Source organism: Arhodomonas sp. SL1 (assembly GCF_052060015.1).
Lineage (GTDB): Bacteria > Pseudomonadota > Gammaproteobacteria > Nitrococcales > Nitrococcaceae > Arhodomonas.
In genome coordinates this window covers 234,441-249,918 of the sequence record NZ_JBPODZ010000004.1, presented here as the reverse complement: position 1 = coordinate 249,918, position 15,478 = coordinate 234,441, and the positions used below count along the sequence as shown (strand labels likewise).

Here is a 15,478-nt window from a genome sequence, read left to right as displayed (position 1 = left end):
GAAGGCGGAGGCTGTTGGCGATAACACCAAAAGGAGGGAAGCCCATGGATCTCTTTCGATTCCGCAACCTGGGGCTGGGCCTGACGGCCGCCTCGGTCCTGCTGCTGGGGGCCTGTGGTGGCGGTGGTGGCGGTGATACGGCCGCGACCGCCGATGCCGACGGGAGCACCGACAGCGGCGGCAACGTCGCGGTGCTGCTCACGGACGCGCCCACGGACATCTACGAGCAGATCAACGTCACGGTCACCGGCATCACCCTGCTGCCGCGGGAGGACAGCGACGAAGAGGCCATCTCACTGCTCGACGAGCCGCGGACCCTGGACATCCTGGCGCTACGGGACTACTCGGAGCTGCTGACCGTGGCCGAGGACGTCCCGGTGGGCGAATACGAGAAGGTACGGCTAAACGCGGATCGCGTGGAGCTCGTGGACGAGGACACCGAAGAGCCCCCGGTGGAGGCACGGCTGCCGAGCGGCCATATCGACCTCGTTCCCGATGAGGCGCTGCGGGTCAGTCAGGACAACACCCTGTACCTGGAGCTCGACATCGACGCCGACAACTCCCTGCTCGTGGTGGAGACCGGCACCGGAGAGCGCCTCTTCCGGCCGGTGGTCCTGGTCAACACCTACGAGGAGGACACCCCTGGCGACGGCACGGCACCCGCGGAGGACGGCGACGACGCGGACGACGGAACCAACGACGACGAACTCGCCGACGGAAACGGCGATGACGGCATGGCGGAGGACGATGATACGCCGATCATCAGCGTCAGCGGGTCGATACGGCGGTTCATGGATGATGACGAGCTGCTGGTCTGCCCGTCCGCACAGGCCTCCGATCGTGCCTGTGTTGAGGTGGAGAGCGAGGAGGACACGGCGGTGTTCGACACGCTGGGCTCGAGCATCGAGCTCGCCACCCTGGTCGAGGGTGATGCGGTGATCGCCATCGGTGAGCTCGACCGCGACGAGGACAGTGGCCGCCGCCAGCTCGAGGCATTCAGCATCACCCTGGGCACCCGCCCCACCATCGGCACGCGTGGCGGGGTTGCCGCTGGCCCGGTGAATGAGGAAGGCATTTTCTCCCTGCGTAACGGTCGCGCGATTGCCCTGGCCGACACCACGCCCGTCGTCGACGGAGACGGCGACCGACTCTCCCGCGATGCCATCGCCGACGGCCGGCCACTGACGGTGAAGGGTGTGATCGACGACCCGCTACGGGCCAGCCTGGTCATCCTCCGCGGTGACGACGATGAGGACGATGAGGACGATGAGGACGCCGACGACGGGGATCTCGGCACGGCCCCTGCCGAGGGGGACGACGACGGTGAGAGCGCCCCCACACGGCTCGAGGGTGATCTGATCGCCGCGGATACCGCCGACACCATCCAGGTCGACGTCAATGGCACCGCGACGTGGGTGCGCCTGGTCGACGGCGGGGCGCTGATCGTCAGCGGCCGGGGCCGTGTGTCCACGCCGGATCTCACCACCCTCGACGCGAATGGTCGGACCCATATCAAGGCCTTCGGCAGTGACGGTGAGAGCTACTTCGAGGCAGAGCGGATCATCGCCATCACCATGGGCCGCGACGAGGCCATCGAAGACGATGACGACGACGATGACCAGGACGATGAGGAGGATGACGACGAGGACGATGATGATGATGACGGGCGTCGCGGCCCGCCGGAGGGCGTGGGTCCTCCCGACCGGGATGACGACTAAGCCACACGCCTGAGTCCTGCACCGGGACGCGGCCCCGTTCGGGGCCGTGTCCCCCTTCCCATTGAACCCAACCCCGGTGGCGCGTGGTCCAAGCGGCGGTTACCTTCGGCCGCATGTACTGGAATATCGACCACCCATGAGCCACCACGCATCCGCCCGCCTCACCCTGATCCTGGGCCTTGCGTTGGCCCTCACCTGCAGCATCGCCGCCGCGGACGGCTCCGCCGGGGCCGCCGCGCTGGTCCGTGAACAGGTCTCTCGGGGTCTCGAGACCGTGGTCCGGGATACCGAGACGATCGCCTCGGATCGCGAGCACGCGCGTGCCATCCTGGAGCGCCTGTACGTGCCCCACGCGGACATCGAGGGGATCGCCCGGTTCATCGCCGGTCCCCACTGGGGCGATTCGGAGGCGGAGACACGGACACGTTTCACGAAGGCATTCGCCGAGCACCTGTTACGACTCTACGCCACAGCGGTCAGCGAGTACGCGGACGAAGTCGCTGAGTTCGCCCGCCATGGAGAGGTGGAGTACCGCACCGTCCGCGAGGCGAATGGCCGCGCCGTGGTTCGCCTGCTACTGCAGGATCGCAGCGGGCGCAGCCTCTCCGTCGACCTCATGCTCCATCGTGACAACGGGGGTTGGCAGGTGTATGACGCCCGGGTGCTCGGTATCAGCCTGTTGCGCACCTATCGCGCAAGCCTGCGGCCCCGGCTCGCCGACGTCGGCCTAGACGGTATCAGCCAGGAGCTGGAGTCCCGCTGTGGCCCTGCAAGGGGAAAACCTGGCCCGCACGAGCCCGTACCGGAATCACGGAATGACACATGCCCCCCGACCCAGTGACCGTCCTCGCATTGCGAACCGGCACCCCTTGCGCGAGACCGCCGAGCCTCTATAATCTATTTTATACTTAAAATTATGAACCCCAGATGGCAATCGCGACGCGGGGCATCACCGCGGCCGCGGACCAATAGCGTGATTTCGAAAGTCCCAATCGGGGGAAGGGGAGGCGAGAATGTGTATTTCAACTTCTGCCCCGCCCAGGGCTGGCGCAGGACTTTACCGCCAGCGATCGACCTACCGCCCTAGTTCCGGCCAGCGCTGATCGCACCGCGAATGCACGGAAGAACCGTTATTCCCGGTATCAGCGGCCCACCGCTGTCGTCCAATGTCTTCGTCCACGGACATGACCTGCGCCGGGCGGAACGGGCGGTGAGTTCCGTCATCGACCCGCGACGTTTCCACTACCGGCGGCGACGGGGACTTGGATCCACGAGCCTGTGTATCAGTCACTTCGCGCTAGGGCTCGGTCACCTCTTTGGCGCCTACCACGGCACCCGCGTACATGTGGTCTCGCCTCCGCTTCGTTCCTTTCAAATCATAGTTCCCCTACAAGGAGGACTGACGGGACACTTCGGCAGGGACGAGCCCACGGTCAGGCCGGGTGAGGCCCTCGCCTACTCCCCGGGCGACGCCATGAACACCGAGTGGAGTGAGGAGTGCACCGCCATCGTGTTGTCCTTCGGCTGGGAGCAGGCGGGTTCACTGCTGTGCTCGATGGCCCCGGAGGCGGCCGAGGCCCCACTGAGGCTGCCGCGCATACTGAAACTGGGCAGCGGCCCCGGGCGCAGTTTCGCCAACCTCCTGGGGACGCTGTGCCGCGAGATCACCGACGAGGAATCGGCCCTGCGGAACCGCCCTGCCGGGACGCAACTGGAACAGCTCCTGTTACGGGCGTTGCTGGAGCTCCGGCGGGATCCCGCCCCGCGCCCACCGCTACCCACTCCAGTCACCGGCCGGCGCCGGGCGCTGCAGGTCGCCCTCGAGCACATCGAGCAGCACGATCCGGCGGACATCCACCCCAGCGACCTGGTGGCGGCCACGGGCGTGTCCATACGCACGCTGGAGACGGCCTTTCTCGAGCGCTTCCAGATCGGGCCGATGACCTTCATCAAGCGACTGCGCCTGCGCCGGGTCCACGACGCACTGCTCACCGCGAGCCCCGCTGAGTCGCGGGTCGGTGACATCGCCGCGGAGCACGGTTTCTACAACGGCAGCAGCTTCGCCAAGCTCTACCGGGACGCCTTCGGCGAGCTGCCCTCGGCCACGCTGGAGCGCCTCCCCGGGATCACGGGCTGAGCCCGCGGCCCCGGGGATGCCACCCTCACGCGCCGCCCCGGTACGCCGAATCGCGCCAAATGCCACGCTCCTTCATCAGCGCCACCTGTCGGTCGATGACCTCACGACGGTACTCGGCGTGATCCATGGGCACCCGGTCCATGTAGAGATTGCTGGGGTAGACCTCCCGGTCATAGATGACGCGGGCCAGCTCGGAGCGGACGTCCTTGAGCCAGTTGGACACCTGGGCGTTCTCGCGATGGTGGCGCAACTGCTCGATGTCGATGACGCCGGCGAGGTAGGTCGAGCCGGCCCCGTAGTCCTGTCTGCCGATCACCGCCCCACGATGGTTCACGATATGCGAGCGGCCTCCGAAGGTGTCGATGGGGGTATCCGAATCATCGAAGAGGTAGTAGGTCCCCATATTAGGGGCGACCACATACATGTTGTTCTCCAACGCCCGCGCCCGCGAGGAAACCTCGAAGAAGTCGTTGCCCGTATGCGGATGGGGGAACGAGGCACGATACGCCACCTCACAGCCATTCATGGCCAGCCCCCGTCCGTTCTCGGGGTAGGAGGCCTCGTTGGCCATCATGATCCCGAGCCGGCCGATCTCGGTGTCCACCACCGGCCAGAACGCCTGGAGATCGCGGCCATAGGTCTCGACCCACCAGTCGAAGATATCCGATGGCGTCAATCCGTGCTCGACGGGGTAGAGGTTGGCGAGCTTGTAGTGCTTGAGGATCACCTCGCCCTGGCGATCCAGCACAAAGCCCACGTTGAAGAAGCGATCCGGCCAGTCCGGGTGCCTGGCCTTGGCCTGGGCCATGAGGTAGCAGTCGTACTGGCGCGCGATCTCTCCCAGCGCCTCGGTTTCCGGACCGGGGATGTCGATGGCGCACTCGCGGGCAAAGGCCACATGATCGAGATCGAGCACCTCGTCATTGAAGCCCTGCAGGGCGCCCTCGGGGAGCACCAGCAGCCGCACCGGGATGTCCAGGCTGGACAGCCAGGAGGCCGCCTTGGTGAGGTGGCGGATGTGCTCGATGTTGGTCATCATGTCGGCGCGCCGGCGAATGCCGCGTACCGTTGGAATCAGGCCGACGCAGTTGTAGGGCTCGATCATCTCAATCCTCCGTTGAAGGGAAACCACAGGGATCGCCGCGGGGGCCGGCGCGCCTAGGACGCTGCACGGGGCAACGCGAGCACGAGATCGGGATAGACGATCACCGCCGCGATACAGACCAAGTAGGCGATGATGAACAAGGCCACCCCGCGGAAGATGGTCTGCACGGGCACGTCCGGGGCGAAGCCGCTGACGATGTAGACGTTGACCCCGACCGGGGGGGTGACCGCACCCATGGTGGTCACCAGGGTGAGCAGGACCGTGAACCACACGGGGTCGAAACCAAGCGCCTGGGCCAGCGGGAAGAAGATCGGCAGGGTGACCACCAGGAACCCCAGCGCATCCATCAGCGCCCCGCCGACGGCATAGATGCCCAGCACCACGAGCAGGATCACCACCGCCGGCACCGGCAGGGCGGCGGCCCATTCGGCGAGGGCGAAGGGCAGTCGCGTGATGGTGAGAAAGCGCCCGAACAGCACCGCCCCGGTGATCAGAAACACCACCATGGCGGATATGCGCAGGGTCTCAACCATGGCCCGGCTGAGATCCGACCAGCCCAGCCGCCCGGCGCAGCAGCCCATGGCAAGGGCGCCGAAGGCGCCGGCCGCCCCCGCCTCGCTGGGCGTGAACCAGCCCAGGTACAGCCCGCCCACCACCAGCGCGAACAGCACCACCGCCTCCGTCACCCCGGTCAGTGACCGGAGCTTCTCCGCAATGCCGGTGGCGGGTCCGGCGGGGCCGAGCGCGGGCCGGCGCCAGCACAGCAGCGAGATGGTGGCGAGCAGCAGCACCACGAGCAAGGCGCTGGGGACGAAGCTCGCCAGGAACAGATCGATCACCGACTGCTCCGTCTGCACCGCAATGACGATGAGCACCACGCTCGGCGGGATGATCGCGCCGAGCGTCCCGCCGATGGCGACGCTGCCGGTGCTCAGACCACGGTCATAGCCGTAGCGCTGCATCTCCGGCAGGGCGATGGTGCCCATGGTGGCGGCGGTGGCCGAGTTGGAACCACAGATCGCCGCGAACCCCGACGAGGTCAGCACCGTGGTGCCGGCGATGCCGCCGGGCAGCCGCCCGAACCAGGTGTAGGCGGCCCGGTACAACCGCCGGGTCACCCCGCTGCGGTAGGCCAGCTGCCCCATGAGGACGAACAGCGGGATCACGGTGAGCCCGTAGGAGGAGAGTTCCTCCCAGAGGTTGCTGGAGAGCAGATGCAGCGCGGCCCCTGGGTTGAGGACCAGGCTGACGCCAACCACCCCCACCAGCATCATGGTGAAGGCGACCGGCATGCCCACCGCCATCAGCGCGAGCATGGCGGCGAATCCAACGATGCCGATGGCCGTTGGCGTCATGACACACCCCCACCCCGGCGGTCGGGGCCAGTTACGGCTGCGTGCGTAATCAGGCCCCGCAAGTGCTCGCCGAGCTGGAGCGTCAGCACCAGGGTCAACGCGGCCATCCCCGTTGCCGTGGCATAGACCCAGGGGTAGACGGGTGCCTTGAGGGTACCCGACGAGGAGCCCGACGCCTGCAACGCCACACCATGCTGGAAGAGCTGCCAGGAAGCGAGCGCGAACAGCGCGATGGACAGGAGCATCGTGATCGCCTCCAGGGCGTCGCGGAGCCGCGCCGGCAACCGGGTCAGCAGCAGGTCGATGGCCACGTGCCCGCGGTGGGCCTGGGTATGCCCCACCGCGGCGGCCATCGCCACCGCGGCGAGCCAGCCGATGATCTCGTAGCTACCGGGGACCGGGTAGCCCACGGCACGCAGAAGGATATCGAGCACGGCCAGGCCCAGCAGGCCGGCCAGCGCCGTCGCGCCGATCACCGCTAGGGCTCGGCTGAGCAGGTTCATCAACGCGGTCATAGCTCGTACCTCGGGCGCGGGCGCGGCAGCAGCCATCTACTCCCCGTCGCTTTCATGACGCTCGCGCAGTGTCCGGAGGCGTTCCAAAAAGCGCTCCGCCGGCAGCCCCTGGTCGCGCGCGGAGCGCTCCCAGGCGTCCACGAGCGGGGCGAGGCGGCGGTCCCAGCGCTCGCGCTCGCCGGCATCCAGCGAGACCACCTCCAGGCCTTCCTCGGTGCGGGCCCACGCCAGGACATCGTCGACATCCGCGTCGTGGTAGCGGCCGGTCCACTCGGCCATCTCCGGACCGAGCTCCTCGATCACCCGGCGCACCTCCTCGGGCAGGCGATCCCAGCGGTCCTTGTTCATCACCGCGGCGAAGGTGATCACCCCCATCGGGTAGTCGGTGACGTAGTCGAGATTCTCGGCCAGCTTGAAGTCACGAAGGATCTCCCGGGAGGAGAGCACCCCGTCGATGACCCCGGTCTGCACCGCCTCGGGCACCGCGGGCATCGGCATCCCCACGGGGGCCGCGCCCAGGGCGTCGAGGGCGTCCACGGCGCCGCCGGCCGCGCGCAGCTTCATCTCCGCGATATCGTCGAGGCCACGCACCGGTTCCCGCGACTGGATGTGGCTCGGCTCGCTGGTGAACAGGGCAATGACCTTGTAGTCCTGGTATGCCGCCGGGTCGAACTCACGGACCAGGTCCCGGTAGGTCCTGCTCGCCGCCGTCGCACTCTCGAAGCCAAGGGGCAACGACAGGGCGTAGGTCAGCGGGAACCGCCCCGGGTCATACGTCGGTGCCCCGAGGCCGATATCCACCACCCCCTGGCGGACACCGTCGTACATGTCGTCGGCACCGAGCAGGGTGCCGCCTGGAAACGTCTGGACCTCGACGCGGCCTTTCGTGCGTTCGCTCAGCTCGTCCGCCCAGTGCTGCATCTGCTTGCCGGGGAAGGTGCCTGCGGGGGCGAAGAATGCGTAGGTGAGTGTGATCTCGGCGGCCGCGGCAGGCGTGGCAAGCCCGAGCGCGGCCGCGGCACAGATGCCGGCCGCGGCGATACGTCGGCGGTATCCGTTGTTCATGGCTCCGCTCCTCCTCGATATCGGTTGTGTTGGTGGCCCGTGACTACCGCGCAACCCTAGCCACGACTCCGTGGCGGGTGATAACGCATTTGCGCAACCGTTGACGCCGGTGCGCAAATGCGCGGGCCGATACTCAGAACTGCACGATCGCGGAGCTCTGGACGCGTGATGCGTCGCGGTTCACCCCGTCGTTATCCGTCACCTCGGTGTATTGGTACTCCACGCCCAGGGTCAGCCGGGGCATGGGATCCCAGTAGAGGCCGGCGAAGGCGTAGTCCACATCCTCAGCGAACGTACCGACACGGCCCGGGATATCCTGGGAGGCCCGGGTATAAGAGAGGGTCGACGTCCAGCTGCTGGACCACTGATGCTCGAGGGCCAGCGACGCCGACCAAAGCTCGACGGCCTCCAGCTCGCCACCATCCAGGTAGACATCGGGCATGCCCGCGGGATTGGCCACCGGCGGGCCCAGGTAATCCCCCAGCCCCTCGCCGTACATGGCCATGCCCTTGAGCCGGGTGGCACCACCGAGGGGCAGGGCGAGCTGGGAATTCACACCAAAGGCGGTGACCGAGTCCCCTTCAGTGCCCGCACCGTCGCGGGTCTCGAGTCGGCGCGCGACACCGGCAAGCGCGAACCAGCGCCCGTGCTCGTAGCGTGCGGTGACATCCGGCATCGGGGTCTCCGCCGGTGCGGCGGCGTTGGCGACAATGGTGGTCGGCTCCTCCAGGGACAGGGAGAACCGACCGTCACCGCCCAGCGCCGCGGTGTAGCGCGCCTGCGCCTGGCGGCGGAACGGATGCCCCGTCGGGGTGCCCAGCTTGAGCGAGCGCGGCGCACCGACGAAGCTCATGAAGTTGCTCCAAGAGCGCCCCACGAGCCAGGGCCCGATCTCGCCGTAGGCGTGGCGAAGCGAGAAGTCGCCGGCGGGCAGGAAATGCGCCTCCACGTACGTACTCAGCTGGCCAACGCCGGTGGCCGTGGACGTGCGGACGTTGAGCCGCGACTCCTTGGCATGAAACGTGGTCCGCCCGTCGGTGCGGTTCGCCTCACTGCGGACCGCCAGGGGGTTGGTTACGTCACCGAGGTCGTAGTCGGTGTCGTAGAGGGCGTCGAACTTGAGGTATCCGCCGATGACGAAGTCGGTCTCCGTCCCCGGGACCCGCCATGAGCTTCGGTGATTCCAGGGTGGCCCGACGCGACTCGGCTCGCCGGTGACCACCGGTTGCCCGGCCTCGGCGACTTCGATCGCTGACGCCTGTTCGGCGCCTGCGAAGAGCAGGAGCGCCAGCATGCAACCGGACATCCCCCTCCAGCGTCTGTTGTTGTCCATTCTTCCCCTCCGCGTGTGGTGTGCTGATTCGACTCGCGCCGGTTGTTCAGTCCATGCGGACAGCCGGCGCGCCGAAGCCTAGGCATCGGCAGACACGACGCGGTAACGAATGGGCGCAGCAGGCAACGGGTTTGCGCAGTAGGGCCCCACCGGATCGCTGACCCACGGGGGGGGACGCCCGAGGGAAGCCACGGATTGGGGAACGGATCAGCGGGGGGCGTGAGGCGGCGAGGACGGGGAATACCCCGTCATCTCCAGATAGCCGCGACCGGCGGGCCGGCCCGCCCGGTCGGTGACCGTCACCGCGCCCTCCCAGTAGCGGAAGGCGGTGCGCATCTCCTGGGCCGGGAGGACGGCCTCGGCCCGCAGGGCCAGGTCACTTGCAGGCACCACCAGCCGCCAGGCCACGGGGTAGCGCACGCCGGTGTCGGGGCTGCGCCACCACCGCAGGGGCGTGACACGGAAATCGTCGGCGTCGAGCTGACGGCGCTTGCCCTGTGCCCCGGCCACCATACCCGCCGACCAGCGATCGGTGCCGCCGTCATGGCGGCGCAGCCGGTAGACCATGACGTCACGTCCGTCGTCCAGCTGCAGGGCGAACCAGTCCCAGCCCGCCTGCTCGGGCCCGAGGGCGCTAGTACTCCACTCCCGGTCCAGCCAGGCGGTTCCGGCGACCTCGTGGGTCCGGCCCCCGTCGTCGGTGACCGTGCCTTCCGCGCTCAGCCGGGTGTAGGAATAGTAGTGGGAGGCATTGCCCGGCTCGGCGCCCTTGCGGCTATAGCCCCTGTCTCCCTGCAATACCCGCGGACGCTCGTTGCTCAGGCGCAGATCCAGTGCCATATCCCCCTCCCGGGCACGCAGGCGCAAGGGGAAGAGACCATCCGGGCGCTCGGCGCGCAGCACCCAGTCGTCCAGCCACACCCGCACCGGCCCCAAGGTACTGCCCGCCAGTCCGGCCGCGCCGCGCTGAAAGCGCTCGGCGAAGCGGTGGGAACCGGCAGTGACGTCGGTGATGGCGAAATGCCCCATCCACGCCTGACGGCTCGCCAGGCGGGACGCCCGCTCGGGCATGTCCGGGGCCAGCGCGCTGCGGAAGAAGGTCAGCTGGAAGCCGAAGAGACGGCCGTTCGCCGTCTCCAGGTTCCCGGTGAAATACCACCACTCGCTGCGGTAGTCCGGATGGGCGACGTGGTCCTCGGGGAAGCGGAACGGCCGCGCTCCCGTCACCCGGGCAAAACCCGCCGAATCCCCCCGCAACAGGGCCATGGCGGTATCGTCGCCGGACTCCGGCGACCGGCCACGCCATTCCCCGGCGAGCGCCAGCATCCCGGCGAACAGGACCAGCACCAGCGCGGCACCCACGTGCCATTGCCCCTTGCGGACCGCCGCTGGCAAGGCGTCACCTCCTCGACTCATTCCAGGCGCAGCCCCCGTGCCGGCTGGGCCAGCGCGAGGCGCCGGGCGGGCCAGGCTGCGGCGAGTAGCGCCGCCACAACCGCCAGCGCCAGGCCCTGTAGCAGCGCCTCCGGGGCGATGCGGAAGTCCAGGCTCCAGCCGAAGGCCCGCTGGTTGATCACCGCTACCAATAACCAGGCGAGGACCAAACCGAGGGGCATGGCCCAGAGCCCAGCGGCGGCCCCGAGGAACCCGCTCTGGCCGAACACCTGGACCGCCACGCCGCGGCGGGTCAGCCCCAGTGCTCGCATCACCGCCACCTCCCGGGCGCGCTCGAGCTGCAGGGCCATCAGCGCGCCGAGTACGCCGACAAAGGCCACCACCGCGGCCAATGCCCGCAGGACCTCGGTGACCCGGAAGGTCTGGTCGAATACTGCCAGGGAACGGCGATAGACCTGTCGGTTGTCGGTAACCGAGACATGGGCCGGCAGCTCGCCACGCAGGGTCTCCCCCAGTGCCGAGGCCTCGACATCTGGGGCGGCGACCACCCCGATACCCGTGGTCCGCCGATCATCCCAGAGCCGGCGATACAGGGCGAGCCGCATCAACACGTTGCCCCGAACCTCCGCGTAATCGCGATAGACCCCCGCCACCTCGAGATGGGCGGGCCCCTCGGCCGCGGGCAAGGTCAATGTATCGCCGGGCGTCAGGCCCTTGCGCGCCGCCAGCGGCTCACTGACCAGGACCACGGATTCCGTGTCGAACGCCCGCCAGGCGCCGTCCAGGGACTCCACCAAGGGATAGGCGCCACGATCCTGCTCACTCACCGCCACCGCGCGCAACGGAAGATCACCGTCTTCCACGGGCAGCTCGCGGTAGTGGCTGGGGGCCACCCGCGCCACCTCCGGTCTCGCCCGCAACCGGCCCGCAAGCCCCTCCGGGAGCCCCTCCGAGGCGCTGAGGTAGAGATCCGAGCGCAGGCTCGCCTCCAGCCAATCCACCACGCTGGCCCGGAAGCTGGCGATCATGGTGGCCACACCGATGACCGTGGCCACCGCCACGGAAAGGGCGGCGACCGCGATCCCCGTGCGGCTCAGCGAGGCAGCGGCGCCGCGCACGGCGAGCCGCCAGCCAAGGCCTCCGCCCCGCCCCGCGGCGGCCAGCCATCGGACCCAGAGCGGGGCCAGCAGCGCGGCACCGAGGATCACGGCGAAGAGCCCTGCGAAGCCGCCGGCGAGCCCGTCACTGATACTGATCAGCAGGGCGCCTGCGACCAGCAGCCCTAGGCCACCGGCGGCCATCCGCCGGGCCGTGCGTCGTGCCCGGACCTCCAGGTCCGCCCGTGCCAGTCCCGCCCGGGGCGGTACCGATGCAGCCTCCACCGCGGCGGGCAGGGCCGCAGCCAGCGGGCCCGCGAGCCCGAGCAGCGCCCCCGTCACCAGCGCCAGGGGCTGCCAGGGATCCACGGCGCCGATGGAGAGATAGAGCTGGTCCACGGTGGCCGCCACCAGGCTGCTCAAGCCGGTACCGAGGACGGCGCCCAGGGGCAGGCCGATCAGTGTCCCGGCCACCGCGAGTAACGCCGCATCCGCCAACACCTGGACGACGACCTGGCCGCGGCTGGCACCGACGGCACGGAGCGTGGCCAGCATGGCGCGGCGCCGCACCACCAAGAAGCTCATAGTATTGAGCACCAAGAACAGACCCACCACCAGCGCCAGGAGCGAGAGCGCCCGCAGGTTGATGTGGAAGGCATCGCTCATGCCGGCCAGTGCGGCCTGGCGGCGGCCCGCGGGGAGTAGCTGCTGATCCGCCGCCAACAGCGCACGCACCTGGGAGGCCTCGTCGTCGGCGAGGATGAGTTCGATGCGGCCCAGCTCGCCTACCCTACCGAGGAGCTCTTGGGCCGCAGCGATATCGGTAACCAACACGCCATCCAGCCGCCGCTGCGGGTCGTCCAGCACCGCGGCGACCTCCACGGATTCCGTCCCCGTCGGCGTGTCCAGGGCCAGTCGATCGCCGCGGCCGACCCCGAGCTCCCTCGCCGTGGCGGCGCTCACGGCCACCCGATCGCCACGCACGAGTAGCGAGGCCGGCAGCCCGCCGTCCGCGGAGAGCTCCACCCCCGTGCGAAAAGGCCCCGAGACCAGGGGGTCCAGCCCCAGGAGCTCGTAGCCACGCCCGCCGTGACTCACCCGGCCCTCCAGGACCGGCATGGCGGCGGCGATCCCCAGCTCGACGCGCAGGCGCCGGTAGAGGGCCTCCGGGAGGTCGGTGGAGACACCCACGAGCTGATGGGTGGAGGCCCCGGCGACCCGGGTCACCGCCTCGGCCATGGCCTCCCGGGCGCCGCGATTGGCGAGGTCGACGGCCACCACCACGGCCACACCCAGGGCGATACCCGTCAACGCCAGGGCCAGCTGCAGGCGCTCTCGGAACAGGGCACGGCGGCCGGCCAGCAGCAACCACCGCATGCTCAACCCGCCACGTCCACCAGCCGCCCGCGCTCGATAGTGAGCAGCCGGTCGGCCCGCCCTGCCACCTCGCGGCTATGGGTGACCATGACCAGGGTGCGCCCCTCGGCACGGCAGAGATCGTCGAGCAACTCCACCACCCGGCGGGCGTTGTCCAGGTCGAGATTCCCGGTGGGCTCGTCGGCAAGGATCAGCTCCGGGGCATGGATCAGTGCCCGGGCCACGGCGACCCGTTGCTGCTCGCCGCCGGAGAGCTGCTCGGGCCAGGCCGCCTCGTAGCCGGATAGCCCGACCCGCTCCAGCCATTCCTTCACCGCCGTCCGTTCCTCCAGCCCGTTAAGGCCCAGGGGCAGGCGCAGGTTCTCCGCGACCGTCAGCGTCGGCACCAGGTTGTAGGACTGGAAAACGATGCCGATCCGCCGGCGCCGCAGCCGGGTCAGCGCCGCATCGGGCAACTCGAACAGGGACTCGCCGTCGAAGCGCACGCTCCCCGAAGTGGGCCGGTCGAGGCCGGCGAGGAGGTTGAGCAGGGTGGACTTACCGGAGCCGCTGCGGCCGAGCACCACCAGGAACTCCCCCGGCATGATACGGCCGGTAACACCGTCGAGCACCGGCCGCATGGCCTCGGTCCCGTAGCGCATCGTCAGGGCGTCGAACTCGACCAGTGCCACTACGCCTCCCGGGCGCCGTTTCCGCTGTGCACATTGCCGCGTCACCGGTGGCCGGAAAGCGCTGCCTCTCCGTCCGCGTATGGGAGAGCCACGCCCGCGGCAACGGCCATGGTAGTACCAGCGTCGGGGCTACCCCTCCACAGTGACGGGGATACCGGCGATCCGCGCCTGCCACTCCCGCGGCCCACGCTCGTGGACGGATTCGCCGTCGGCGCTGACGGCAACGGTGACCGGCATGTCCTCCACCTCGAACTCGTGGATGGCCTCCATCCCTAAGTCCTCGAAGGCCACCACCCGGGCCTTGCGGATGGCCTTGGAGACCAGGTAGGCGGCGCCGCCCACGGCGATGAGATAGACGGCGCCGTGGCGGCGGATGGCCTCGACGGCCTCGGGGCCGCGTTCGGCCTTGCCGATCATGCCGGTGAGCCCGGTCTCGGCGAGCATCATCTCAGTGAACTTGTCCATGCGTGTGGCGGTGGTGGGACCGGCCGGGCCTACCACCTCGTCGTCGACCGGGTCCACCGGGCCCACGTAGTAGATGAACCGGCCACGGAAGTCCACTGGCAGTTCCTCGCCGCGTTCGAGCATCTCCTGGATCCGCTTGTGGGCGGCGTCCCGGCCGGTGAGCACGGTGCCGGATACCAACAAGGTCTCGCCGGGCTTCCAGCCCCGGGCCTCATCGGGGGTAACATCGTCGAGGTTGACCCGGCGCACGTCACCAGCCTCGCCCCAAGTGACCTCCGGCCAGTCCTCGAGCTTCGGCACCGGCAGCTCGGCGACGCCGGAGCCGTCCAGCTCGAAGTGCACGTGGCGGGTGGCGGCGCAGTTAGGGATGATCGCCACCGGCTTGTTGGCGGCATGGGTGGGGTAGTCACGGACCTTGACGTCCAGCACCGTGGTCAGCCCACCGAGCCCCTGGGCGCCTATCCCGAGCTCGTTGACCTTCTCGAAGAGCTCCAGACGCAGGGCTTCGGCGGTGTTGGCGGCGCCCCGCGCCTTGAGCTCGTGGATGTCCACCGGTTCCATGCAGGCCTCCTTGGCCAGCCGCATGGCCTTGTCGGCAGTGCCGCCGATGCCGATACCGAGCACCCCCGGCGGGCACCAGCCGGCCCCCATCTTCGGCACCTGCTCGAGGACCCAGTCGACGATGCTGTCGGAGGGATTGAGCATGGCGAACTTGGACTTCGCCTCGGAGCCGCCGCCCTTCGCGGCCACCTCCACCTCCACCCGATCGCCGGGAACCAGGTCCGTGTAGATCACCGCCGGGGTGTTGTCCCGGGTGTTGGTACGCCGGCCGGCGGGATCAGCGAGGATGGAGGCCCGCAACTTGTTGTCCGGGTGGTTGTAGGCCCGACGGACGCCCTCGTTGACCATGTCCTCGAGGCCCATCTCCGCCTCCCAGCGCACGTCCATACCCACCTTCAGGAATACAGTGACGATGCCCGTGTCCTGGCAGATCGGGCGATGTCCCTCGGCGCACATGCGTGAATTCACCAGGATCTGGGCCATGGCGTCACGGGCGGCCGGGTTCTCCTCACGCTGATACGCCTCGTGGACGGCGTCGATGAAGTCCTTGGGGTGATAATAGGAGATGTACTGCAGCGCATCGGCGACGCTGTCGATGAGGTCTTCCTGTCGAATCGTGGTCGTCATAATTGCGCCCTCCTTCAGCCCGTCGTCCGCCGGCAACCGCGGATTTATACCACAGTG

The 15,478-nt window shown here is 68.8% G+C and carries 12 protein-coding genes; 3 read left to right on the top strand and 9 right to left on the bottom strand.

Annotation, left to right across the window (positions count from 1 at the left end; all coding sequences use genetic code 11):
* Positions 1-44 precede the first annotated feature (44 nt).
* From ACQ754_RS08295 to ACQ754_RS08285, 3 genes are all read left to right on the top strand, one after another.
* A complete protein-coding gene (locus ACQ754_RS08295; protein WP_440996539.1) occupies positions 45-1,718 on the top strand; it encodes a DUF4382 domain-containing protein in 1,674 nt (557 codons plus the stop codon).
* A gap of 136 nt (positions 1,719-1,854) precedes the next feature.
* Positions 1,855-2,559 carry an MlaC/ttg2D family ABC transporter substrate-binding protein gene (locus ACQ754_RS08290; RefSeq protein ID WP_440996538.1) on the top strand — a complete coding sequence of 235 codons (705 nt, stop codon included), beginning with the start codon at positions 1,855-1,857 and terminating at the stop codon, positions 2,557-2,559.
* Between the two features lie 273 nt (positions 2,560-2,832).
* A complete protein-coding gene (locus ACQ754_RS08285) occupies positions 2,833-3,855 on the top strand; it encodes an AraC family transcriptional regulator (RefSeq protein ID WP_440996537.1) in 1,023 nt (340 codons plus the stop codon).
* Positions 3,856-3,880: 25 nt separating this feature from the next.
* Here ACQ754_RS08285 and ACQ754_RS08280 read toward each other — a convergent pair whose 3' ends face one another.
* The 9 genes from ACQ754_RS08280 to ACQ754_RS08240 form a co-directional block, all read right to left on the bottom strand.
* Complete coding sequence (locus ACQ754_RS08280; RefSeq protein ID WP_440996536.1) at positions 3,881-4,960, bottom strand: nitrilase-related carbon-nitrogen hydrolase; 1,080 nt, start codon at positions 4,958-4,960, stop codon at positions 3,881-3,883.
* A 53-nt stretch (positions 4,961-5,013) separates the two neighbouring features.
* Positions 5,014-6,315, bottom strand: coding sequence for a TRAP transporter large permease (locus ACQ754_RS08275; protein ID WP_440996535.1), 1,302 nt, complete (start codon positions 6,313-6,315; stop codon positions 5,014-5,016).
* Positions 6,312-6,830, bottom strand: coding sequence for a TRAP transporter small permease (locus ACQ754_RS08270; RefSeq protein WP_440996534.1), 519 nt, complete (start codon positions 6,828-6,830; stop codon positions 6,312-6,314). The genes ACQ754_RS08275 and ACQ754_RS08270 overlap by 4 nt, the downstream gene beginning before the upstream one ends.
* Positions 6,831-6,866: 36 nt before the next feature.
* On the bottom strand, positions 6,867-7,895 hold the full coding sequence (locus ACQ754_RS08265; RefSeq protein WP_440996533.1) for a TRAP transporter substrate-binding protein: 1,029 nt from the start codon (positions 7,893-7,895) through the stop codon (positions 6,867-6,869).
* A gap of 133 nt (positions 7,896-8,028) precedes the next feature.
* Complete coding sequence (locus ACQ754_RS08260) at positions 8,029-9,228, bottom strand: DcaP family trimeric outer membrane transporter (protein WP_440996532.1); 1,200 nt, start codon at positions 9,226-9,228, stop codon at positions 8,029-8,031.
* A 207-nt stretch (positions 9,229-9,435) separates the two neighbouring features.
* Positions 9,436-10,623, bottom strand: coding sequence for a lipocalin-like domain-containing protein (locus ACQ754_RS08255; protein ID WP_440996531.1), 1,188 nt, complete (start codon positions 10,621-10,623; stop codon positions 9,436-9,438).
* A gap of 17 nt (positions 10,624-10,640) precedes the next feature.
* Positions 10,641-13,097, bottom strand: coding sequence for an ABC transporter permease (locus ACQ754_RS08250; protein ID WP_440996530.1), 2,457 nt, complete (start codon positions 13,095-13,097; stop codon positions 10,641-10,643).
* 2 nt (positions 13,098-13,099) lie between these two features.
* Entirely contained in the window at positions 13,100-13,768 is a 669-nt protein-coding gene (locus tag ACQ754_RS08245) for an ABC transporter ATP-binding protein (RefSeq protein WP_440996529.1), read from the bottom strand.
* Between the two features lie 129 nt (positions 13,769-13,897).
* The gene (locus ACQ754_RS08240) at positions 13,898-15,421 is read right to left on the bottom strand and encodes a fumarate hydratase (RefSeq protein ID WP_440996528.1); all 1,524 of its coding nucleotides are present in this window, start codon (positions 15,419-15,421) and stop codon (positions 13,898-13,900) included.
* Positions 15,422-15,478: the final 57 nt, after the last annotated feature.

What these genes read in the sequence shown, in the direction of transcription:
- ACQ754_RS08280 (WP_440996536.1), bottom strand. Translation starts at nt 4,960, where the DNA reads ATGATCGAGCCCTACAACTGCGTCGGCCTGATTCCAACGGTACGCGGC.
- ACQ754_RS08250 (WP_440996530.1), bottom strand. Translation starts at nt 13,097, where the DNA reads ATGCGGTGGTTGCTGCTGGCCGGCCGCCGTGCCCTGTTCCGAGAGCGC.
- ACQ754_RS08275 (WP_440996535.1), bottom strand. Translation starts at nt 6,315, where the DNA reads ATGACGCCAACGGCCATCGGCATCGTTGGATTCGCCGCCATGCTCGCG.
- ACQ754_RS08290 (WP_440996538.1), top strand. Translation starts at nt 1,855, where the DNA reads ATGAGCCACCACGCATCCGCCCGCCTCACCCTGATCCTGGGCCTTGCG.
- ACQ754_RS08295 (WP_440996539.1), top strand. Translation starts at nt 45, where the DNA reads ATGGATCTCTTTCGATTCCGCAACCTGGGGCTGGGCCTGACGGCCGCC.
- ACQ754_RS08240 (WP_440996528.1), bottom strand. Translation starts at nt 15,421, where the DNA reads ATGACGACCACGATTCGACAGGAAGACCTCATCGACAGCGTCGCCGAT.
- ACQ754_RS08260 (WP_440996532.1), bottom strand. Translation starts at nt 9,228, where the DNA reads ATGGACAACAACAGACGCTGGAGGGGGATGTCCGGTTGCATGCTGGCG.
- ACQ754_RS08285 (WP_440996537.1), top strand. Translation starts at nt 2,833, where the DNA reads ATGCACGGAAGAACCGTTATTCCCGGTATCAGCGGCCCACCGCTGTCG.
- ACQ754_RS08265 (WP_440996533.1), bottom strand. Translation starts at nt 7,895, where the DNA reads ATGAACAACGGATACCGCCGACGTATCGCCGCGGCCGGCATCTGTGCC.
- ACQ754_RS08270 (WP_440996534.1), bottom strand. Translation starts at nt 6,830, where the DNA reads ATGACCGCGTTGATGAACCTGCTCAGCCGAGCCCTAGCGGTGATCGGC.